This is a genomic window from Trabulsiella guamensis ATCC 49490, assembly GCF_000734965.1.
Taxonomy (GTDB): Bacteria; Pseudomonadota; Gammaproteobacteria; order Enterobacterales; family Enterobacteriaceae; genus Trabulsiella; species Trabulsiella guamensis.
On record NZ_JMTB01000003.1, the window covers coordinates 1 to 23,181 of the forward strand.

Below are 23,181 nucleotides of genomic sequence, written 5' to 3' on the forward strand. Positions count from 1 at the left end.
ATTCGCCGGGAATACCGCGCTGCGTGATCTGCTGGGGGCGCGTTTTTGCCACGTTTACCACGCCTGTAAGAACGACGAGTTAATCCAGTTTGAGCGTCTCATCACCGATACCGAAATCGAGTGGATGCTGAAAAACGCCTGATTTCGGGCGAAACCTTCAGATAAGACCGTAGCATCATGCTGCCTGCGCGGAGCCGGGCAGCCAGACATTGCAGGAAATCCTGCCATTTCCCTATGTCGCGTTATGGAGCGCTGGCGGCATCGGGTCTTCAGAAACACGACAGATTTTGTGACGAGGAAATGAGATGATGCAGATGTTTAAATACCCGCATGGCGAGGGCGGTTGCCTGAGCCGCTGTGAGTACGGGCCACTCCCGCACCGTGAACGCTTCTTTACCCCTGATCTCACACGATTTACCCCCTTGCTAAGCAGGTTGGTTCGAAGGAAACAACGAACACAAATCATTGCAGGCAAAGGGGGGAAAGGGCATGGCGGCTAACTCCTCTCTGAATACCTCAGCGCAGGCGGGCAAACCGCAACTGCGTAAATCCCTCAAGCTCTGGCAGGTGGTGGTGATGGGGCTTGCCTATCTGACGCCGATGACCGTATTTGATACTTTCGGTATTGTTTCCGGCATCAGCGACGGCCACGTCCCGGCCTCTTATTTACTGGCGCTGGCTGGCGTGCTGTTCACCGCGATCAGCTACGGCAAACTGGTGCGCCAGTTCCCGCAGGCGGGTTCTGCCTATACCTACGCGCAAAAAGCGATTAATCCGCACGTTGGTTTTATGGTCGGCTGGTCATCGCTGCTTGATTATCTGTTCCTGCCGATGATTAACGTACTGCTGGCGAAGATTTACCTCACCGCATTATTTCCCGGTGTACCGCCGTGGGTATGGGTGGTGACGTTTGTGGCGATTCTGACTGCTGCCAACCTGAAAAGTGTAAACCTGGTGGCGAACTTTAATGCGTTGTTTGTGCTGGTGCAGATAGCCATCATCGTGGTTTTTATTTACCTGGTCGTGGACGGGCTGCATAAAGGCGAGGGCGTCGGGACGGTCTGGTCGTTGCAGCCGTTTATCAGCCAGAACGCACATCTGATCCCGATTATTACCGGGGCCACCATCGTCTGTTTCTCGTTCCTCGGTTTTGACGCGGTGACGACGCTGTCGGAAGAGACGCCGGATGCGGCAAAAACGATCCCGAAAGCGATTTTCCTTACTGCGCTATACGGCGGGTTGATCTTCATCGCTGCGTCATTTTTTATGCAGCTGTTTTTCCCGGACATCAGCCGTTTTAAAGATCCCGATGCCGCGTTGCCGGAAATCGCGCTGTATGTTGGCGGCAAACTGTTCCAGTCCATTTTCCTGTGCACCACGTTTGTGAATACGCTGGCGTCCGGGCTGGCGTCGCATGCCAGCGTGTCACGCCTGTTGTATGTGATGGGGCGTGACAACGTCTTCCCGGAGAAATATTTCGGCTATGTGCATCCGAAATGGCGCACCCCGGCGTTGAACGTGATCATGGTGGGTATTGTGGCGCTGTCGGCTCTGTTTTTCGATCTCGTCACCGCCACGGCACTGATTAACTTTGGCGCGCTGGTGGCCTTTACCTTCGTAAACCTGTCGGTGTTTAATCACTTCTGGCGCCGGGAAGGGCGTAACAAAACCTGGCAGGAGAAACTGCATTACCTGATCCTGCCGCTGATTGGCGCTGCTACTGTCGCTGTGTTGTGGATTAACCTTGAGATCACCTCGCTGACGCTGGGGCTGGTCTGGGCCGGTGTCGGGGTTGTCTACCTCGGCTGGCTGACGCAGCGTTTCCGTAAGCCACCGCCGCAGTTCGACGGCGCAAAAGCGGAGCAAGCGTGGGAATCCTGACCGGTGATTACTCGGAGTGGAGAATAAATCGGCAAACGATTTAAATAGTGAAAACAGACTTTGACAAGCCCAGGGCGCCTCGTTAATATGCGCCCCGTTCACACGATTCCTCTGTAGTTCAGTCGGTAGAACGGCGGACTGTTAATCCGTATGTCACTGGTTCGAGTCCAGTCAGAGGAGCCATTTTAGAAAAGCCCGCTTAAGGAAACTTAAGCGGGCTTTTTGCTATGGGCGAGGATTGAACATCAGACTGGCCATCACTATATCTGTGCCTTACTCATCACTACCGGGACGAACGATACTCCCTTCAGGAAAGGACGAATGTTATCATGAGCCTCGCTTGTTTCTCCCTATTATGGGGCTTTCTGTTCATTTTCTTGAGGAGAAAATATGCACACAGTAGGCATATTCTGTGGCTCTTCTGAGGGCTGTTCACCGGCATACATGGACGCTGCACGTTATGTAGGTAAATGGTTGGCAGAACAAGAGATACGTCTCGTTTATGGCGGCGGACGTGTTGGTTTGATGGGGGCCGTCGCTGACTCCGCTCTCGCATGCGGTGGGCATGTTACGGGGGTTATTCCGAAATCTTTGCTGGAGCGTGAAATCGCTCACACTGGATTGTCTGAGCTTCATGTGGTGGATAATATGCACCAGCGAAAAAATGTGATGGCAGAACTATCATCCGGTTTTATCGCATTACCTGGTGGAGCAGGAACTGCTGAGGAAATATTTGAACAGTGGACCTGGGCACAACTGGGAATACATGATAAACCCTGTGCGTTTCTGAATGTTAATCACTTTTATGATCCGCTAAGAGTGATGGTGCAGCAAATGGTAAGCGAAGGTTTTATGAAACAGGCCTATGCTGATATGCTTCTGTTTTCTGAAAATTTACAAGACATTATCGTTTATTTTAAAACCTACGTACCTCCTGTTTCAAAATGGACTACTCAGAACGGAAATCATCATGCCTGAACCAAAAACTATCCACATTGCGGCAGCTATCATGAAGGACAGTAAAGGGCGGTTACTCCTTGTCAGGAAAAGAGGCACAGCCTGTTTTATGCAACCCGGAGGGAAAATTGAGCCGGGAGAAAGCGCTCAGTCAGCACTGATTCGGGAACTCAGGGAAGAGCTTAACCTTGAACTATCACCCGAGGAACTTACGCCGCTTGGGGAATTTACAGATATAGCCGCTAATGAGCCTGGCCATCTTCTTCACGCCAGTATGTTCAGCACAGAAAGATGCATTCAGGAAGTTCGACCCGCCGCTGAAATTGAGGAAATTCTCTGGTTGTCACCTTCTGATATTTCGTCCAGGCAACTGGCACCGTTAACGGCAAACAAAATTGTCCCGCACGTATGGCCATCATCAGTGTAAAAGTCCCATCGCTGGGTTGTCGTTTAGCCACCTCCACCATCACCAGGAAGGTGGCAACATACTTTTATATTACGCCACCAATGAACTCAGTTTGACGTTAGTAGCGTCTGTTTCTGGCGCGAAGGGGACATACACAGAGCGCTGAATGTCCGTTATGAGCGAGGAAAAGACATTAACATACCTTTGAAAATGACCACATTTAGCTATCCTCTACACTGATATATTTCACCGCAGTCGCCTGGATCTTTTCCAAAATGCAATCACTCCGCTAAACGCATTTCCTTTATTGGGATAAATCAGCGTAGCCACAGGTAGTGGTGACAATACGCGTCATAAAATGAAAACCGTCGCAGTCTTCCATCACGATGGTCGTTGCCGGATATGTTGCCAGAAATTCAACTAGTTTTGGCCTGGTAAAGTGTTTACGATAAACCGCTTTTGCAGGGGGCAGTTTGGATATCGAAAATTGTTGTACGTTAAGGTTGTTTTTTGACCGTTCTAATCTGAACCGAAAAATGAGATTATAGTAAGTGATGGATATGTTTTGTGATTTATCGGTAGAGTGAGATCAGGATGAGCAAACGAGACGATATAATCAATGGGCGATATGCAGGCACTCAAAAAGCGGGACTGATTTATACGGAGGTGCTTGGCTGGGTGGATCTGGGTCATGCACGTGGGGATGATGTTCGTGACCTTCTGATTCACATGGCTCGAGGTGAAGCTTCAGGAAAGGAATTTTATGAAGTCAGGTATGCTCAGGGAATGTCTGCCCCCTTTGGTCTGGTCAGATCAGGAAAGGTAATGACCTGGCGTATCCGTCGCGGTCGGCCGGAGTGGGAACGACAGAGTATTGCGTTGGCGATGATGATATCTATGGCCAGGTCATTTGAGACATTCCAGGGCTCCTTCCCCAGTAACTGGATAACGGACAGCGGATTTAGTGGTGAGGATTTGGTATCGGATCTGCTGGGGTTCTACCGCGTGGTGTCTGTCCCTAATCCATTTCCTTTATTACGTCCGGTAAGCAAGGATGAAGCCCTTATGCGCTGGGACTATTATGGTAAGATCGGCAGCTGGAAGAATTATTCGTTCCAGCCGCTGTTGTTCCCCGATCCAGAAAAGTTCCCTAACTTACATCCACATAAAGGCTTTTTACCACCTTTCATGCGAACGATAGTTCCCTATAACGATTTTTTGTCGGGAAATGTAATACTTCCCTCGCACGATAAGACCTTTGTGGTTATGGGTTCAGGTAATGGCAGGATGGGGCTATGAGTAAGAGAATAATCGTAAGGATTAGTAGTGTTCTTGTGATGGGAATTATTCTGATTACCATCTGGATTTTTTGTAAGTTGTTCTTTGCAGGCTCTGCATATTATACCGAACAGGACTGGCTGAAATATAGATTTTATACGCCTGACCTACTTAAAAACATGCCAAGAATATCGGATAAAATACAGTTCGATTTTGTTAATATTACTGGACCTGATGCTCACGTTTTTACTGTCCATTTTTATGGCGCTACCGACAGCAGCGTAATACGGAATTACCTCGCATCCGAGGGGTATGAACCACAAAAATCTTGTGATGTTGAGGCTGAATGCTGGAAAAGCATTAAAAGTGATGAAGTAATTACGATTGCAAAATTTGCGTCGCCGAAGGAAATATTTGTTCAGATCTATCAGCGATTTGGTAGTTCTGATATGGAGCATCCGATGGGTAAAAAGGATCTTTAAAGGGTCAGTTTGGATATCGAAATGAATCGCCACGGATAATCTAGACACTTCCGAGCCGTTGTTAATATTGATTTTTGTATTCTATAGGGGGAGTATCCCGGAAAGGTGCAGAGCAAAACTTTGAGAAAACCGAAAAAAATGCGTTTTTTGCACACAGCATCCCATTTTAATCTTTAATTCTGACCTTCCCAAATGTCCGCTTCTGGCACTAAGCAGACGAGTTGACTGAGCTGAAGGTCCGCTGTGAGCGAAGAGCGGACATATGCTAAATCAGGTCAGCACCACATTGCAGGTAACAAGCCGTAGACTGGAAGTCGTCGATCAAGGCAGGTAGCCTTACCAGCATTGTCCACGGTCCATTACGTCGCTTTTTCTATACAACCGTATATGTTTGCGGAAAAGAAGAAGAGCTCAAGCGAATAAGTTCAGATTATGGGGTGTTGTTTATATAATTGTTTTTAAATGCCATTTATCGCATTATGTATCAGGCAGAGCGGAGTTAAATGGAAGGCACTATTAACGTATTAGTACAGCCTTCCATCTAATCACTGTTAGCCGTATCAAGGAGCGGCAAGCGAACCTATGAATTTGAAACTGAACATACTTTATCTCTCAGCCTTGTTATTTGCTTTTACTCCTGTGTGGGCTGAAGAGTCTGAAGCAAAGGCCGTATGTGAGCTTCCGCGTCCAACGCTGCCTCGCAAGTCTGTGCAGACTGTTAGGCCAGAAATAAGCGTCGTCTGCGGATCAAACACCGTTTCTCAGACAGTCAGCATGCCACCAACACAGTCCATAAATACTGTCCCGACTCCGAGCGGCAATATACCCACGGGTTCATCAACCCTTATCGCGCTGATCTCTGCGGCAGCTGGGGTATTCGGCGCATTTGCCGGCGGGCTTACCAGCTACCTGGTTGCCAGGCAGAAGGCGAAGTCTGATTTGGAACTAGAAACCAAACGTCTGCAAGCGAATCTCGTAGCGACAGAACGGCTTCGTTGGTTACAAGATATTCGTCATAGGTTTTCGAATTTATATAAACAGCTAGACATGCAGTACAGTTTTGTTAAGCGTCCAGTGGCTTCCGACAACATTGCTACCATACAGAAGCAGCTTGATGAAATGTCTTCTGAGATTATGGAGCAATGCAACATGATCATGCTAATGCTGAATCCAGCTAAACCTGATCAAGCCAATCTTTACGACGTGCTTCAACAGGTGCTTCAATTCATACAGAGGGTATTCCAGCAAGCGCCAGGAACAATCACAAACTTAGATGACATCGAGTATGCTGGGTATAAGCAAGCTGCATTCGACGCAATGACATGCTTAGGCGTAGAGACCTGGCGACAAGTGAAATCCTTGTCATGAGCGCGCGACGACTAACATTTAAATAGATGTTGTTTGCCCTGCTTCCCGTATTTTACCCACCGTTGTGTTAGTAACGTCCGCAACTGGCACTAAGCAGACGAGTTGACTGAGCTGAAGGTCCGCTGTGAGCGAAGAGCGGAAGTACACCTGTTCCACAGCAGATGGTGATTTTGCTTATATAGTATAAATAAGCGCTAAGCAGCGCCATGCGCTCAAATGTAAGAAAAACAATGAAATGTGCTAAGACTAGATGTTTAATGCTCGAAAGACTTGCAACAGCACCCTCTTCCATAAGGATAAGGGTACATGGGTAATTTGTCAGAGCTGAGGTATAGGATTTAAATATTGTGACACAGGCTGGTTTGTTTTGATCACAGTAGCAAACTTGTTAAGGCATGGCAGATATTATAATTACCTCACTAACATAACAAAAAGGAACGAAAATGGAAGTTCAAATTAGTTACTGTAATAGCATCGATTCTGCAACCATTTCCCTTGCTGAAAGAAAGCTGAATATACGATTCGCGCCTAATGGAACAGGGAAAAGTACCATTGCTCGAGCGATGCAGTTCAGTCTGCCTGGACAGGAAGCGAGCCTAGCAGAGTTGCTTCCTTTCAAATTCAGGACAAATAACCCCGACAATGTGGCGCCCTCTGTTGCTGGAATGGAACAGCTCGACAATATAATGTGTTTCAATGAGGAGTATGTCAGCCAGTTCACATTCCGTCAGGATGAACTTGTGGCCAATAGTTTCGATATTTTAATCAAAACGGACGCATATATCCGAACGGAGCAGGAAATAGAGTCGATCATTTCAACTATCCGTCAGGTATTTACCGTACATACACAATTGGAAACCCTGTTGAGCGATCTCGGTGTTCTATCCAGTGCATTTAAAGTGACCGCAGCATCTGCTCTTAGCAAAAGTACAAAAGGTATGAAAGCGCTCGCAGGTGGCAATAAGCTTCTTCATATCCCTGCCGCACTTGAACCGTACAGGAACATGATAACTAGTAACAAAAGCGTACAGTGGATTGCCTGGCAGACAAAAGGGTTGGCAGAGTTTGGTGAGCTAGCGGGTAAGTGCTGCCCTTATTGCAGTGGCGAATCTAGCGAACAACAACAACAACGGATTCGACAAGTTGGATTGGAATATGATCAAGCCGTCATCAAAAATTTGATGGAACTTGTCGATGTCATCCAGCGTTTAGGAATTTATCTTACTGACCTTGCCCGTGATCGTCTTCAAGAAATCACCACCCTCCCTAACGGTCTTGAACGGCAGCATGAAACGTATCTTATTACCCTAAAGTCTCAAACAGACGATCTGATTGAGAAACTTACCGCGCTTAAAACGCTTTCAGGATTTAGCTTTACGGAGGGAGAAAATGTGGCTGCAAGGCTCGCCTCCCATAAGTTGAATCTAGACTTCTTTACTGAGCTTCAATCAGAAGAAACCATACGTATCATAGGTGCACTCAATGCTTCTCTGAACGATTTAATTGCACGCGCAGGACCACTTCAGGGTAAATTGAATCAGCAGCGGGATAAAGTGCGTCAACTCGTTAGAAAGCACCAGGAAGATATCAATGGTTTTCTGGCCTATGCAGGTTATCGTTATCGCGTGCGGATAACTGACGATGCACAACCACGCCTTCAACTCTATCATGTAGATCATACTGATGTCGTCACCGGTGGCAGCCAACACCTAAGTTACGGTGAAAGAAATGCGTTTGCTCTTGTACTCTTCATGTATGAATGCCTTTCTAGAAAACCTGGTCTGATTATTTTGGATGACCCTATTTCCTCGTTCGATAAAAACAAGAAGTTTGCGATTCTCGAAATGCTTTTTCGCAGAGAACCATCCGATTGTCTGAAGAGTAAAACTGTGCTGATGTTGACGCATGATGTTGAGCCAATCATCGATACTATTCGCGCCGTTCGCCAACAATTCAACAATCAGGTTTCTGCAGCCTACCTTCGCTACAGTCGTGGCGTTATTACGGAGCAATCTATTTCAAATTCTGACATCAAAACTTTTGCCCAGATCTGCACATCGGCCCTACAGGCTGAGTGTGACGATATCATTAAGTTGATATATCTTCGTCGGTATTTCGAGATCCTTGATGACCGGGGCGATGCTTATCAAGTGCTTTCAAATCTTCTTCATAAGCGGGCATCTCAGGAAGATACACGTCTGGCGATGGTTGACGGGAGGTATCAGTTAATGTCAGAAGCTAGTGTGAATTCAGGCTGCCACGAAATAATTAAGCACATTCCTGATTTTGACTATGCGGTACAGCTAGAGAAAATTACCTGCAGAAATTATCTCACCACGCTGTATTTCAATTGCAATAGTAGTTACGAAAAATTGCAAGTTTTCAGGCTAATGGATATTGATCCTGCAAACTCTGTAATTCAGAAATTTATTAATGAAACCTATCACATCGAAAATGAGTTTATCTGCCAGTTGGACCCGACTCGATTCGATCTCATTCCGGAATATGTCATAGCTGAGTGTGATAATTTGTTACAGCCACCTGCTGCGGCAAATGACGATATCGGACGCGAAATTGCCTGACGAACTTTGCGGTTTCACATATAAGAACCACTCCGTCGAAGATATTGCGCGCGTGGTTCTTATTGAGAGCTATTCTCTATAATAGTTTCCCGTATAGCATTAACTTCCTTGAAATAGCGCTAACATTCACATCGACATCTAAACGCTCAATGTGCGTTTTTAGCATGACTAGGCCGCTCAACCCACGCTACTTTATTATAAAGGTCTGCTACTGGCACGAAGGAGTCGATCAGTGGGCAGACATGTCTGCTCAGAGCGAGGAGCAGAAGTTATATTAAAAATTAATTAGCACGTTCATTTAATCACCATGAAGGATAATTAGGGTTTTTTCCTCTTAAAAGAGATACTTTGTCAATTATCTCAACAGAAGCAGTTCTATAACCCTCCTGCTGAAGTAGGTGAACTGCATAATCTCTTAATTCTTGCAAAGTGGAAAAGCCGTTACTTTCGATGAGTATTATAATTATCTTAATATACTTAAAGATTTGTTCAGAGGATTCGTTCGCGTTGACGTTAAGTTCGTAAAAATCTTTACCATCATGAACAAGCTTGTTTCTTACGTCAGTATATAACTCGTCATAAACTTCTAGGTTTTTCTTAAATTTGATTAGCGAGTTATTACATGTAAGTGCTGCAATGTAGGTCCTTTGCTTCCATCCTTTCCAATTTGGGTCAATATTAGCAAGACCATCAAGTGCAAAGACTAGGTTTAGAAATTGTGATTCCGCGCCAATTGAATAAAAAGATTGCCTACATGCCCTAACTACGGAGCTAACTAATTTTGAAAGTTCATTTTCAACGATTCCATCGTAGACAGAAGATAAATAATGCAACCCAGGGTAATACAAGCTGTCAACCTGAGGACCTGGCCAATTATTACTCACGGCAAGGGGTCTTGATATTCCACTTATCTTAATTGGTTTAAGATGAGTCATCTCACAAGGAATGATTTCTACATCATAAAATCCGTCAGAGCGTTGACCTGCAGGATTAGGGGTATATTCCATACGTGTAAATGAGCTGTGAGAAAATCTGACTAAATCAAGCGCATATTCAGCTATAGACAAACACATGTTTATAACATGGCTGTTATGATCAATGCTTGAATTAAGTTTTAATAAATCAATATATGGTAGGTCACAGTTAAACTGTATATACGAACCATCTTGCTCTGACAATCGCTTATGTGACTCTTCATCAAATTGTCTTCCGCAATAAAAAATATACTTTCCGATCTCGATGGTTTCCTGAATGAAAATCTTCTCAATCGGCACAATAACTATACACTCCATATTTTTGTTTTTACCCTCTAATTCAGCTAATTCTAGGTTAGAGCTTCTTGATTTAGCTAACTCTATTTCTACCCACTCAAAGCATATTGAGAAGTCTTCTAGAATTTCGATACTGCTTTTTTGATAACTATCCTTGGTGTATTTAAATGTAATGCCATCTCCTTCAGGATAGGCACTGGCCCAATATCCCATATCTCTTAACTTTTTTAGAGATGTTGAGATATCGTCGACTTTATTAATAAAATCCTCTTTTCGCCATAAAACATTGCCAGTGTAGTTTTCGTACGGTGGTATTAAGCGAGCTTTCATATAACTTCCTTATTATCCAAGAGGATGTGACTGAAATTTTTTATCAGACTTATCTACAATAATATAAATTGACATGAAAAATCTACTCAACAATTAACCGTTATGATTTGCTTGCGACGACTAAAACATGCCGATGGGTCGCATCCGCTCCTGGCACTAAGCAGACATTTGAATTTTCCCCTTTTCCGGACATCTGAACCTGGCTTTAGCATGAATTGCAGTAACTAAGCCGAGATGTTCATCTCGTGATTTGGCTTTTGGCCGCATCTACAATGATACTTCTACACCCCGGCCGTGTAAGCGGCCGGAGTATGGATTTAACCCCTGTCAGAATACTCTTTCAGCATGGCAAGGACCGCCCGACGTGCCGCATCGTCTGCAATATTTTCAGGCAGAACATCAGCACGCAGATTGATATAAGCATCAACAGCCATACTGATGGCCATGTTGACGGAGGCACTATCGTGCGTTGCCAGCGTGGAAATCAGAAGGCCATCAGGATCTATGCCATGGAATTCAATGCGGCGAACCCCACGTTGCGGAAGATTTGCTCGACGATACAGCATGGGTCCCAGCACTTGCTCGCGGAAAAATGACAGCATACCAATCGCTTCAAAGAGTTCGCCTCTTCCCAGTTTGACCACTGCATAATGAAGCCAGATCCATGCTCGTGACTCAAACCATTCCGGCGTCATGTCAGGCCAGTGAGCACAAAATTTTGCCAGTTGTCGCTCCAGAGCAAGGTTGTCACGGGTAAATAACACAGCAGGCTCCTCAACGCGTTGAGTGAGCATTTCCAGGGTGACAAATTTCAGATCGACATGAAGAAGTTCAGGGCCATACAGGCATATAAGCAGGCGAGGCTCTCCGACATGTTCCCCGGTAAAAGCATGTAGCAGATGGCCTAGTGTTCCGGCGAGTTCTCTACGCTGCGCCATGATTTTGTCATAGTGGAGAGAGTCGACGACAACGACAAAATCGAGATCGGAGTATTTATCAAATCCGCCATGAATAATTGAGCCGCCAGCGAGAAGGGAGTGAATCCGCGAATCAGACTGAAATTTAAGCTTGAGTTGCTCTGCAAAACTTCTATGTAAATCGGGTAATGTACTAAGCATACTTTTTCCTGTTCACAAAAAATACAAAGCATTTCAGAATATCGAGTAGATTATATTCAGGCCAGATATTTTTTTGCAGGAACAGTAATGTCCTTAGAGCGTTTACTTACTTAGCCGCATGTCCACTATTGGCACTAAGCAGCCTGTCAACCTATTTCCGCTCAGTAGCATCCTTATCGTTTGATTTAAAGGCATTAGTGAAAAATGGCAGGACATGTTTTTTCAGTCGGTGCTGACAACGACACGTTGTGTTAGCTCTGTCAAATACCCTGAGCCCACTTTCGTAGCGGTGTTGCCCCTGCTAAAGCGGATACTGCGAAAGGGTACAAAACGCAGACGGCCTCCACTGGCAATCAATATGGAGGCCGTGTCTTCTCTGCTTCAGAACGATATCAACCGGGCCCCTCACTCCCTGCTGCCAGTAGCGGCACCACGACGTCGCTGATGGGCGTGGGAATCTGATGTAAGCGACCATAACGCTGTATCACGCCGTTGCGGATATCCCACTCCATCGGGCGGTTGGCCTGGCGGTCGGCAAGAATAGAGGTACTTAAATCTGCAGGGGCACGATGAAAACCGTCGATGATCTCCTGCAGAACGCTATCGGGCAGTACTGCGCCTTCCGCACGGGCTACCGTCAGACATTCGCGCAGATAAGCCAGCGCCAGTTCAGTGATATCCTTGCGGGCGAACATTCCGGCACGACGATTTGCCAGCACCATCAGACCCGCGACGGCATTCTGCAACAGTTTGCGCCAGGCGACGGAGATAAAATCAGCAGATAACTCAACGGTGCAGCGTGTGCCATCGAGCGCATCGACGACCCGTTTTGCCTGCGGTACTTGCGGCAGCGTCAGGCGTGGGCTGGCGCGTAACCAGACCGACGCGTCCAGCTCGCGTTGTGCCGGGAACCACACCACCGAAGGTAGCACTTTCGCGCCATTGACAAAGGGTTCCAGCTGCGTTGTCTGTTCGACGCCATTTTGCAGTGCGCACACAACGGTATTTTCATCGCACAATGCGGCCAGCCACCCGGCGCTGTCAGCGACCTGAGTCGTTTTCAGCGCGACAAACACCAGAGCGAACGGATGGCTTATTGTCGCCGGATTGCTCAGTACCGGGCCCGGCACAATAATTTCACCCTCATCATGGCGCAAAATTAATTGCGGATGTGGGGTGCGCCCGCAAAGAACGGGGGTACGATCAACTTCATGAAGTACAGCGGCGATGGTCGTACCGATAGCCCCCGGACCAACAAGCGCAATCGTGGGTTGGTCAGACATCTTGCATTCTCCTGATTTGATTAACCAATCATCAGCGTACCGGCGGCAATCATCGTGCACGTCAGCATTTTTCTCAGTGTTAACGTTTCGCCGAGAAACAGATAACCCAGCACAGCGGCAAACAACACGCTGGTTTCACGTAATGCAGAGACCGCCCCCATTGGCGCTGCTGTCATGGCATAAATGATGATGCCGTAAGCGAGTAGCGAAACAAGACCGCCTCCGGCCGCACGGGGTAAGTCGGGTCGCCAGCGGAGTAAACTTTTACTGTCACGCAACGTGATATAAAGCGCAGGCATCATCACACCCCATAATGCGCTCATCCATACGGTATAGGAAAGCGCGTTGCCGGATACGCGCACACCCATACCATCCACGACGCTATAGGCAGCGATAAACGCCCCCGTTGCCAGCGGATATTGCAGGCCGGACATCACCCGTTTGTTACCTAAAGTGGCAAGCATCAGGATGCCGACAGAAATGAGTGTGATACCGAAAAGTGTACTCAGTTCAATTCGCTCCCCGGCGAACAGGGCCGCTGCGCAGGTCACCATCAGCGGCGAAGAACCACGCGCAATCGGGTAAGTCTGACCGAAATCTCCGCTCCGGTAGCTGCGTATCAGACACAGGTTATAGCCGACATGCAGCAGTGCCGAGAGCAGCGCGTATTTCCAGCTGGCACTGTCAGGGGCTGGCAAAAACAGCGCGGTGATGGCACAAGTCAGGGCGATCGTCAGACACATGATGGTCATCGACCATAACCGATCAGTACCGCCGCGTAACAAGACATTCCAGCTGGCATGCAGCAGAGCGGCAAATAACGTAAGTAAAACAATATGTATGGGCATATCCTGATGCTAAACGGCTCGTGCGCGGATGAAAAGTGAAGTGTTATCATCACACCATGAGTAAATGCTCATGCTTAACGGTAACTGAGCTGTGCCTGCTGTGATTCCGCCAGTAGCCATTTCCGAAATTTTATGATGTGCGGTTGCGTTTCGATACCTTTCGGGCAGACGAAATAATAGGCGGCCGGGGAGGGAAAAGGCACGTTAAAGAGCCGCACCAGACTGCCATCAGCAATCTCTTTTTCAACGTGCCCGCTGCGCGCTAATGCAATCCCCTGACCCAGTAACGCCGCTTCAATCGTCATATTGGTATCAGCGAAACGAACGCTTTCATGCAGCACATCCGTATTCAGGCCAATAAGCTTAAACCAGACATCCCACTTCGGCACCAGATCGGCGCCATCTCGTGTCAGAAGCGGATAACGCAGCAGTTCAGCAGGTTCGCAAGGTGTTCCAAAACGCTGTAAAAGCGCCGGGCTGGCAACCGGAAAGAGCTGCTCGCGGAACATAAACTCGGTATGCAGCGCCGGGTAATTACCGTGACCGAAACGGATCGCCACATCGGAATCAGTACTGGCGAAATTGATGGCTTTGTCCGTGCTTTCCAGCGTTACCAGAATTTCCGGATGCAAACGTGCCAAACCTGGCAGGCGAGGCAACAGCCATTTCAGAGCGAACGAGTAAGTGGTATTAACCCGCAACCGTACCCGTCCTTTTTGTTCACGAAGATCGGCAAGCGTGGTTTCCAGTTTGCTAAAGAATTCGCGTACGAGGGGCGCGAGCGCCGCGCCTGCCGGGGTCAGTCGGAGGGTTTTCCCTCGCTCAAAAAGCTGCACGCCCCAGATTTCTTCCAGATTCTTCAACTGATGACTGACCGCGCTTTGCGTAATAAACAGCTCTGCCGCGGCAGAGGTAAATGTGGTATGGCGGGTGGCGACTTCAAATGTACGCAGCGTGGCGGTAGGAGGGAGGTCACGCATTATTTCGTTCCTGTTAATGAGCTAATGCTCATAACACGATAGGCCGAATCTCTTGCAAAAGAAACGGCGATCGCAAGATATACAAAGCCTGCGTATTCACGGGCAATGCGTGGCAGCGGCAGAACATTAAAGAGTCCTTTACTGCTGTTTATTTTAGATTATATTGATAATCTAAAATCATATTGAGGTATTCCATGAAAGTGAGTCGGGCGAAGGCGGAGGAGAACCGTCGCGCTGTCGTTAAGGAAGCAGCGAAACTCTTTCGCGAACATGGCATTGATGGTGTGGCCTTGAGCGGAATTATGGGGGCGGTGGGCCTGACTCAGGGTGGCTTCTACAAGCAATTCGGATCAAAAGATGAGCTTGCTGTTGAAGCCTGTGAGCAGGCGATGGCGGCAAATATTGACACTCTGAACTCGCTTATTAACAGCAGCAATGGCGACGTGATGGCGGCGATTATCGACCGATATCTCTCGCCCGAGCACCGGAACAATCCCGCCGTGGGCTGCGCTATTGCTGCCCTGGTGGCGGATGTCGCCCGCCGGGAAGGGCCACTCCGTCAGAGCTTTGAGAACGGTATTCGGGGTTATTCAGCGGTTATTGAGAAAGTACTTTCCAGCTGTCAGGGAGAGAAGCAAAACGATATGGATGCCCTCGCTATCCTGTCAATGATGGTCGGCGCGCTGATGTTATCCCGCGCCGTAGAAGACGAAAATTTGTCACGACGAATTCTGGAAGCCGCGGCTGACGCGATACCTGGATGCAGTAAAACAACTGCGTCCACTGATCAGTAGCTAACGGTTTCTTACCCCTGTGCTCGAGTCCAGGCGGCTTGCGCAAGTTGTCAACTAACCTGATCAACGGGAGTGAATATGCGTTACAAACTCTTTGGCAAACACACTGGCCTGCGGGTATCGGAACTCGTATTGGGTGCCGGTACCTTTGGGACTCGCTGGGGACATGGTGCCGGGCCTGACGAAGTTCGCCGAATCGTCGACACCTATGCCGACGCAGGAGGGAATTTCATCGACACCGCCAACGGCTATCAGTTCGGTGAATCAGAGGAGATCCTCGGCGACTTACTGGTTGGGCGCAGGAATCAATTTGTTCTGGCGACGAAGTATACGTCGCAGACGGACCCTTCGGAGGGGATCCTCACCAGTGGTAACAGCCGCCTGTCGATGATTCGCTCGGTCGAAGCGAGTCTGAAGCGTCTCAAAACCGACCGCATTGATCTGCTCTGGGCGCACTTTCCTGATCAGGTGACGCCGTCGGAGGAGATCGTCCGCGGTTTCGATGATCTTGCCCGGGCCGGTAAGATCCTCTATGCCGGGTTGTCTGATTTCCCCGCGTGGCGTCTGGCACGTACAGCCACCATTGCCGAGCTGCGGGGAGCTGTGCCCATTGCCGCGCTGCAACTGGAATACAGTCTGGTCGAACGTACGGTAGAACACGAAATGCTGCCAGCTGCGCACGGACTTGGCCTCGGCGTCGTCGCGTGGTCACCACTTGGCGGCGGTATGCTCACCGGTAAATATCGCAAAGGTGAAAGCGGACGCCGGGAAGGCTTCGGTGGCAAGGTCTTCCAGGCCGAAGATTCGCCACAGCGGACCGCAATTCTTGATGCCGTCGAAGCCATTGCCAGCGAGGCCGGAGTGACCGCGGGTGAGGTCGCCATCGCGTGGGTCGCCGCTAAGGGAGTGCTGCCGATCATTGGTCCGCGTACTCATATGCAGCTCGAACAAAACCTTGCCTCGGTGAAACTCACACTTACCCCGCAGCAAATTGAAAGGCTCGACCAGGCCAGCGCGATTCCGGCAGTCTTCCCGCATCGGATGTATTCCGAACCGTCCACTATCCAGCTCTATACGGGTGGCAAAGCCGATCTGTTTGATTTACCTGCTGACCCGGTAGCGTAAGAGTTTTCTGCTGGCGTGATGGGGCGATCGCGCCAGCAGGAATGGTGACCTGCTCCCCATAAATTAACATATCTCAACGTTATCAACGTCCGTTCCTGGCACTAAGCGCCCTGTCAAATCAGTTAGCCTCTAATCCCTTAATCATATCAACTCTCCCTCCAGCACACCCATTGACACCCATTGACACCCATTTTAAAAATATGGTTGTATAATACAACCATATTTTACAAGGTAAAAGTCAATGACAGCCGAATCGCCACTGGTTGAAGAAATACGCACATCATCGCGCCTGATGGTTCGGGAGCTGGGTTTTATGCACCACACACTGGCGGCAACGGCGTATTCTCCTTCTGTTGTCCATACGTTGCTGGAAGTGGAAACCCGTGGTGCAATGACGGCGGCTCAACTGGTACAGCTTCTGGGGCTTGAGAAGTCCAGTGTCAGCCGCATGCTGGCAAAACTCGTTAACCTCGGTGAACTGGAAGTCATGCCTTCTGCTGAGGATGCGAGAACGAAGCAACTCAGTCTTACCGCGCAGGGCAGGGAAACGGTGCGGAAAATTAACCAGTACGGTAATGAACGAGTCATTGCCGCACTGGACAAAATGGATATTTGCCAGCAGCACCTTGTCTCACAAGGTCTTCGTTGTTATGCCAGTGCCCTGAAAGCCTGCCGCGATAACGCCTCCCTGAATGCGCAAAGCAGCATCAAAATCGTCTCCGGATATCAGCCGGGAATGATTGGCCGCATCACGGAAATGCATGGCAGCTACTACGCGAGAGAACACAACTTTGGTTGTTTTTTTGAAAGTAAGGTGGCAGCGGGTCTGGCTGATTTTTCGGGCCGTCTGGATAAGGCGTGCAATCAAATCTGGCTGGCTGTACAGAACGGGCGCATTGTTGGCTCTGTCGCCATCGACGGTGAAGATCTGGAAAACAATGAGGCGCACTTGCGCTGGTTCATCCTTGATGACGGTTGTCGTGGCAGTGGCATGGGCAGAAAGCTGATGGCTGAAGCGATGAATTTTTGCGATGAAAGGCAATTCTCTGCAGTTCAGCTCTGGACGTTCAATAAGCTCACGGCAGCGAGGCGTCTGTACGAATCCTTCGGCTTCACCCTGACGAAAGAATGGCAGGGTGACCAGTGGGGAAGCCTCATGACAGAACAACAATTCACCCGCAGCATCCGACGGGTTAGCTGAGCGCTAACCCGCGTTTTTATTTAGTTCACCTGTACGCGTACTGGCGCCGTCACTTCAAACAACCACGGGCGCGCGTCGCTGTTCACCAGCGGCGACAGGGTTTCGCGCACCAGCTGGTGATAATTGTCGATCCACTCAACATCCTGATCACTCAGCAGATTCCAGTCCACCTGGCTTAAATCAATCGGCACCAGCGTTAGTGAGGCAAAACGGCAGAAGCCGGGTTGCGCATCGACAATTTCCACCTGATTTTCAATACGAATGCCGTACTGGTCCGCCAGATAGTAACCTGGCTCTATGGTCATAATGTTGCCCGCCGTCAGCGGCCATGGGTTGATCTTTTTGGCGATGCGCTGCGGTCCTTCGTGGATCATCAGCTGATGCCCCACGCCGTGACCCGTGCCGTGATCAAAATCGAGCCCCAGTTCCCACAACGGGCGGCGGGCAAAGGCGTCGAGCTGATGCCCGTGTGAGCCCTCTGGAAACTGCAGCGTGATCAGCGATAAAAACCCTTTCAGCACGGCGGTGTAATGCAGGCGTTGTTGCGGACCCAGTTGACCAAACGCCAGCGTACGCGTGGCATCGGTGGTGCCGTTGCTGTACTGACCGCCGGAGTCGTTGAGGTAAAAGTTTTCGCTGGTGATCGCGGTGTTGGTCGCTTCACTGGAGTGGTAATGGCACATCGCCGCATTACTGGCCGAGGCGGAAATAGTGCCGAAACTCTGCTCGATAAAACCATCCTGCTGTTGGCGGAACAGCAGTTGCTGCGCCTGCGCTTCCAGTTCAGTGAGCGGGTTGCCTGCGGCTTCCCGCGCCGGAACTTCATGTGCCAGCCAGGCGAGGAAATTGACCCACGCCGCGCCATCTTTACGGTGGCTGTCGCGGTAACCTTCCAGTTCGACAGGGTTTTTCTTCGCCTTGATAAAGGTGATGGGATCGGGCTGCCAGACCACTTCGCCGCCATGTTTTTCCACCGCAAAGCGCGCGGCAACTGGAGAATAATCACTGTCGAGCATCACGCGCTTGCCAATGGCAACCTGCTGACAACGGGGAATAAACGCGTCCATCGGCGAAAGATTGAGAGAGTCGAGCAACGCTGATGGCAGCTGCGCGGTTTTTTCACTGTCGACAAACCACTCCAGCTCGCCGGTATGACTCAGCAGGGCAAATGACAACACGACCGGACTCATGGCGATGTCCGCACCGCGCACGTTGAGCAGCCACGCGATGTTATCCGGCTGGGAAATCGCCAGGTAATCAACACCTTTTTCCGCTAACAAGGCGGCAATGCGTTCGCGCTTGTCGGCGCTGCTTTCTCCACTCACCTCGACCGGCATTTCGCGGATCATACCGCGCGGCGCAGCAGGACGATCAGTCCAGATGGTATTAAACGGATCTTCAGTAAGCGCCACCATCTTGCAGTGGGTGGCCTGCAGGCTTTCATACTGGCTGTTGACCATTAACAGCGGTTCAAAGGCGATGCGGCTGCCGACGGGCAGCTCGGTATCCATCACCTCTGCCAGCGGATCGTCATGCAGATGGCGGATTTCCCACTCGTTTAAATCCACTTCCTGGCGCACCTGTACCTGATAGCGCCCGTCGACGAAGATAATCGCCCGGTCGCGTAGCACCAGCGCATGACCCGCCGAGCCGGTAAACCCGGTCAGCCATGCCAGTTTGTTGTCGTGAGGCGCGGCGTACTCGCTCTGGAACGGGTCGGCACGGGGAACAAACATCCCGTCCAGATTCTGTGCCTGCAGCACGTTACGCAGGGCGTTGAGAGGCGATGTGGTTGTCATGATTTCACCTGATAATTAACGGAATGGAGGTTCATTGAAGGTACGCAGCTTGCGTGAATGCAGGCGTTCGCCCTCGGCGCGCAGCAGATCAATCGCGCGGATGCCAATCTGCAAGTGCTCAGAAATCGCCCCTTCATAGAACCGGTTTGCCTGCCCCGGCAGTTTGATTTCTCCATGCAGCGGTTTGTCAGACACACACAGTAGCGTGCCATACGGTACACGGAAGCGATAACCCTGCGCTGCAATGGTGGCGCTTTCCATATCAATCGCGATCGCCCGGCTGAGGTTGAAACGCAGCGCCGACGCGGAATAACGCAGTTCCCAGTTGCGATCATCGGTGGTGACGACAGTCCCTGTACGAAGGCGTTGTTTAACCTCTTCACCCGGCATGCCGCTGACCTGCTTGGTCGCGTCATACAATGCGCGCTGCACCTCCGCAATGCTCGGAATAGGGATATCCGGCGGCAACACGGCATCCAGCACATGGTCGTCGCGCAGGTAAGCGTGTGCGAGCACATAATCGCCAATGTCCTGGCTTTCACGCAGGCCGCCACAGTGACCAATCATCAGCCAGACGTCCGGGCGCAGCACTGCCAGATGGTCGCAGATATTTTTCGCGTTGGCGGGACCGACGCCGATGTTAATCAATGTGATGCCCTGGCCATCTTTGGTGATCAGGTGCCAGGCGGGCATCTGATGCTTTTTCCAGGCCAGATCGGAAATCGCCTGCTCTGGCGCGTCTGTCTCGGCAGTGATCCAGATCCCGCCCGCACAGGAGAGGGCGATATACGGGCTTTCCGGGTCGAGGATCTGACTGCATCCCCAGCGGACAAACTCATCGACATAGCGTGTGTAGTTGGTGAACAACACAAACGGCTGGAAATGTTCGACCGGCGTGCCGGTGTAGTGGCGCAGACGCGCGAGCGAAAAATCGACACGGCGGGCGTCAAAATGTGACAGCGGGTAAAACTCGCCCGGGTGGAACAGGCCATCAGCGGTTTCATCGCCGATCTGCGACAGTTCAGTGGTCGGGAAATGGCGGGTCAGCCCGGCGCTCATTGAGCGATCGAGCGTCAGCGTCGAGCCATCAATCACGTAAGGATAGGGGATTTCATGTTGTGAACGGGCAACAGAAATCTGTGCGCCGTAGTTTTCATACAGCAGCGTTAGCTGTTCCAGCAGATACTGGCGGAACAGCTCGGGATGGGTAATCGTCGTGGTGTAGCAGCCTGCATGCGTAAAGCGTGCGTAGGCGCGGGTTTTCGGCGCATCCGGCGCGGTCCCGTTCCAGGATACCGACAGCTCAGGGTAAACAAACAACCCTCTGGCACGGGCCTCGGTATCTGGTAGTGTATTATCACGAATGTACTCACCGATCGCGCTGCGCAGTGCACCGACTGACTCTTCATACAGTGCTTCAAGCTGCGTCAGCGCCTGCTCTGGCGTCAGCCCATGACCTGTAGTGTTCATCATTTACTCCTTGTCTCAGCGATTCTGGATTAACGGATAGTATGTCACAGGAATGTGAAACAAAAGGTGGCAAAAGGATGAATCAGCAGAGTGGCGAAGATTTAAGCGGTGGAGCCGGACACCTGCGGTAAGCGGCGCCGGCTCTTTTTTCAGGACTCAAGCTCTGATAAACGCCAGTAAGTCCGGGTTGATGGTATCAGGGTGTGTGGCGAACATCCCGTGCGACAGGCCCGGATAAGTTTTCAGTGTGCCCTGTTTCAGCAATTTGATGGCCTTGTGGGCGGAGTCGCCAATCGGTACGACCTGATCGTCTTCGCCGTGCATCACCAGAACTGGCACCGTGATGGCTTTTAAATCGTCGGTAAAGTCAGTTTCTGAAAACGCCGCGATACAGTCATATTGCGCTTTGGCGCCCCCGGCCATGCCCTGACGCCACCAGTTATCGATGAGCCCCTGAATGACGTTCGCGCCAGGACGGTTGAAGCCATAGAAGGGACCTGATGGCACGTCGATAAAGAACTGCGCGCGGTTGTTCGCCAGCGCAGTACGGAAACCGTCGAAAACAGACATCGGCAGTCCTTCAGGGTTCGCCGGGGTTTTGAGCATGATCGGCGGCACAGCGCCCATCAGTACCGCCTTCGCCACACGGCCTGTTTCGGCGCGGGCGACATAACGTGCCACTTCACCGCCGCCAGTGGAATGACCGATATGCACGGCGTTCTTCAGATCCAGCACGCGGGCCAGTTCAGCGACATCTGCGGCATAGGTGTTCATCTCGTTGCCGGTATCGGTCTGATCAGAACGCCCGTGACCACGACGGTCATGGGCGATCACACGGTAGCCGTGAGATAAAAAGAACAACATCTGGTTGTCCCAGTCGTCAGCACTTAACGGCCAGCCGTGGTGAAAGACGATGGGTTGCGCATTTTTCGGACCCCAGTCTTTGTAAAAAATCCGGGTGCCGTCCTGGGTGGTGATGAAGTCGTTGCTCATAGGAATATCCTCTGTCGGTGATGAAAGTCATGTGATGCCCTGTTCGCTCTCTTGTCCTCAGACCATCACAGTTGTTGTCTGACGAAGCTATTGTTCAGGAACAGTGGAACAGATAAAATTGTCAAAAATGACATTATTCGTGTTAAAAGTGACAAATGAAAAATTCTACTGAACGAACCGTGGTGGCGGAGATTGGCCTGCTGATTTATCCCGACTGTCAGCTCGCGGCGGTGTATGGACTGACCGATATGTTCAGGATCGCCGCTGACTGGGCGGAGAGCATCTCTGGTGAGGCAGCTCTGCGGGCTATCCGGGTGTCGCACTGGCAGGTCAACACTGAGAACGAGACGGTGGAGTGCGTCTGGGACAGTCACCCGGATGAACCTCATCGCCTGAGTCATGTGATTGCGCCGCCGGGGCTGGTGGTACCCTCAAAAATGGTATCGATGGCGGTGCCGGCTCAGTGGATGAACACGCTTTATCACGAGGGCGTTACATTGTGTTCGGTTTGCGCGGGGGCATTCGTGCTGGCTGAAACCGGGCTTATCGATCATCGCCGTGCGACTACGCACTGGGCCTTTGCGCAGGCGTTAGCGGAGCGTTTTCCGGCGGTGGATGTGGCGGCAGAAAATATGGTGATCGACGATGGCGACATTATTACGGCGGGGGGAATTCTGGCCTGGACTGATCTCGGCCTGACACTTATCGAAAAACTACTGGGAACCGGCACTATGCTGGCCACAGCACGCTTTTTACTTATCGATCCACCCCGCCGGGAACAGAGCACCTATGCGGCGTTTATCCCGGATTTTGATCATGGCGATGGTGAGATCCTGCGTGTTCAGCACCGGCTTCATGCCAGCTTTGCAGACCCGCAATCTATTGAAGAGATGGCCGCCCTGGCGGGCATGACGCCACGAACTTTTCTGCGCCGCTTCCAGAAAGCGACGGGGATCCGGCCAACGGAATATGTGTCAGCAGGTCAGGATTATGAAAGCCAGGGATGCGCTGGAAT

At 50.3% G+C, this 23,181-nt stretch carries 19 protein-coding genes, 1 tRNA gene and 2 pseudogenes; 13 read left to right on the top strand and 9 right to left on the bottom strand.

Going from position 1 to position 23,181, the window contains the following annotated elements; translation table 11 throughout:
- The 5 genes and pseudogenes from GTGU_RS25260 to GTGU_RS00095 form a co-directional block, all read left to right on the top strand.
- A pseudogene (locus GTGU_RS25260) lies at positions 1-142 on the top strand (glutamine synthetase); the annotation flags it as partial.
- A 347-nt stretch (positions 143-489) separates the two neighbouring features.
- Positions 490-1,881 (top strand): APC family permease, encoded by a 1,392-nt coding sequence (locus tag GTGU_RS00080; protein WP_038153150.1) that lies wholly within the window; start codon positions 490-492, stop codon positions 1,879-1,881.
- Positions 1,882-1,988: 107 nt separating this feature from the next.
- Positions 1,989-2,064 (top strand) — tRNA-Asn (locus GTGU_RS00085).
- Between the two features lie 207 nt (positions 2,065-2,271).
- Positions 2,272-2,859: an LOG family protein gene (locus GTGU_RS00090; RefSeq protein ID WP_038153153.1), complete on the top strand. Its 588-nt coding sequence runs from the start codon at positions 2,272-2,274 to the stop codon at positions 2,857-2,859.
- Positions 2,852-3,265 carry an NUDIX hydrolase gene (locus GTGU_RS00095; protein WP_038153155.1) on the top strand — a complete coding sequence of 138 codons (414 nt, stop codon included), beginning with the start codon at positions 2,852-2,854 and terminating at the stop codon, positions 3,263-3,265. Before GTGU_RS00090 ends, GTGU_RS00095 begins: the two co-directional genes overlap by 8 nt.
- 325 nt (positions 3,266-3,590) lie before the next feature.
- Here the strand turns inward: GTGU_RS00095 and GTGU_RS25560 are convergent.
- Positions 3,591-3,704: pseudogene (locus GTGU_RS25560) on the bottom strand (hypothetical protein); the annotation flags it as partial.
- 134 nt (positions 3,705-3,838) lie between these two features.
- On the opposite strand from GTGU_RS25560, the gene GTGU_RS00100 reads away from it, so the two are divergent.
- The 4 genes from GTGU_RS00100 (at position 3,839) to GTGU_RS00115 (ending at position 8,954) form a co-directional block, all read left to right on the top strand.
- Entirely contained in the window at positions 3,839-4,543 is a 705-nt protein-coding gene (locus GTGU_RS00100; protein WP_038153159.1) for a hypothetical protein, read from the top strand.
- Positions 4,540-5,004, top strand: coding sequence for a hypothetical protein (locus GTGU_RS00105; protein WP_038153160.1), 465 nt, complete (start codon positions 4,540-4,542; stop codon positions 5,002-5,004). The genes GTGU_RS00100 and GTGU_RS00105 overlap by 4 nt, the downstream gene beginning before the upstream one ends.
- A 582-nt stretch (positions 5,005-5,586) precedes the next feature.
- Entirely contained in the window at positions 5,587-6,372 is a 786-nt protein-coding gene (locus GTGU_RS00110; protein ID WP_038153162.1) for a hypothetical protein, read from the top strand.
- A 443-nt stretch (positions 6,373-6,815) separates the two neighbouring features.
- Positions 6,816-8,954 (top strand): AAA family ATPase, encoded by a 2,139-nt coding sequence (locus GTGU_RS00115; RefSeq protein WP_038153164.1) that lies wholly within the window; start codon positions 6,816-6,818, stop codon positions 8,952-8,954.
- Positions 8,955-9,256: 302 nt separating this feature from the next.
- Here GTGU_RS00115 and GTGU_RS00120 read toward each other — a convergent pair whose 3' ends face one another.
- From GTGU_RS00120 to gcvA, 5 genes are all read right to left on the bottom strand, one after another.
- Positions 9,257-10,555 (bottom strand): hypothetical protein, encoded by a 1,299-nt coding sequence (locus GTGU_RS00120; protein ID WP_038153166.1) that lies wholly within the window; start codon positions 10,553-10,555, stop codon positions 9,257-9,259.
- A 317-nt stretch (positions 10,556-10,872) separates the two neighbouring features.
- Entirely contained in the window at positions 10,873-11,673 is an 801-nt protein-coding gene (locus GTGU_RS00125; RefSeq protein ID WP_038153167.1) for a hypothetical protein, read from the bottom strand.
- Between the two features lie 392 nt (positions 11,674-12,065).
- Positions 12,066-12,956: an oxidoreductase gene (locus GTGU_RS00130; RefSeq protein ID WP_038153170.1), complete on the bottom strand. Its 891-nt coding sequence runs from the start codon at positions 12,954-12,956 to the stop codon at positions 12,066-12,068.
- Positions 12,957-12,976: 20 nt separating this feature from the next.
- The gene (locus GTGU_RS00135; RefSeq protein WP_038153173.1) at positions 12,977-13,804 is read right to left on the bottom strand and encodes a DMT family transporter; all 828 of its coding nucleotides are present in this window, start codon (positions 13,802-13,804) and stop codon (positions 12,977-12,979) included.
- A 74-nt stretch (positions 13,805-13,878) separates the two neighbouring features.
- On the bottom strand, positions 13,879-14,784 hold the full coding sequence (gene gcvA, locus GTGU_RS00140) for a transcriptional regulator GcvA (protein ID WP_038153176.1): 906 nt from the start codon (positions 14,782-14,784) through the stop codon (positions 13,879-13,881).
- Between the two features lie 194 nt (positions 14,785-14,978).
- Between gcvA and GTGU_RS00145 the strand changes: the two genes are divergently transcribed.
- The 3 genes from GTGU_RS00145 (at position 14,979) to GTGU_RS00155 (ending at position 17,904) form a co-directional block, all read left to right on the top strand.
- Entirely contained in the window at positions 14,979-15,578 is a 600-nt protein-coding gene (locus GTGU_RS00145; protein ID WP_038153178.1) for a TetR/AcrR family transcriptional regulator, read from the top strand.
- A gap of 78 nt (positions 15,579-15,656) precedes the next feature.
- Complete coding sequence (locus GTGU_RS00150) at positions 15,657-16,703, top strand: aldo/keto reductase (protein ID WP_038153180.1); 1,047 nt, start codon at positions 15,657-15,659, stop codon at positions 16,701-16,703.
- Positions 16,704-16,944: 241 nt separating this feature from the next.
- A complete protein-coding gene (locus tag GTGU_RS00155; RefSeq protein ID WP_038153182.1) occupies positions 16,945-17,904 on the top strand; it encodes a bifunctional helix-turn-helix transcriptional regulator/GNAT family N-acetyltransferase in 960 nt (319 codons plus the stop codon).
- A gap of 20 nt (positions 17,905-17,924) precedes the next feature.
- On the opposite strand, the gene GTGU_RS00160 is transcribed toward GTGU_RS00155, so the two are convergent.
- The 3 genes from GTGU_RS00160 to GTGU_RS00170 all read right to left on the bottom strand — a co-directional run bounded on the left by GTGU_RS00160 (position 17,925) and on the right by GTGU_RS00170 (position 22,166).
- Positions 17,925-19,703: an aminopeptidase P family protein gene (locus tag GTGU_RS00160; protein WP_038153184.1), complete on the bottom strand. Its 1,779-nt coding sequence runs from the start codon at positions 19,701-19,703 to the stop codon at positions 17,925-17,927.
- Between the two features lie 15 nt (positions 19,704-19,718).
- Positions 19,719-21,173: an AMP nucleosidase gene (locus tag GTGU_RS00165; RefSeq protein ID WP_038153186.1), complete on the bottom strand. Its 1,455-nt coding sequence runs from the start codon at positions 21,171-21,173 to the stop codon at positions 19,719-19,721.
- A gap of 156 nt (positions 21,174-21,329) precedes the next feature.
- Positions 21,330-22,166 carry an alpha/beta fold hydrolase gene (locus tag GTGU_RS00170; RefSeq protein WP_038153189.1) on the bottom strand — a complete coding sequence of 279 codons (837 nt, stop codon included), beginning with the start codon at positions 22,164-22,166 and terminating at the stop codon, positions 21,330-21,332.
- Positions 22,167-22,321: 155 nt separating this feature from the next.
- Between GTGU_RS00170 and GTGU_RS00175 the strand changes: the two genes are divergently transcribed.
- The coding region (locus GTGU_RS00175; protein WP_245609574.1) for a GlxA family transcriptional regulator at positions 22,322-23,181 on the top strand (860 nt) is incomplete at its 3' end.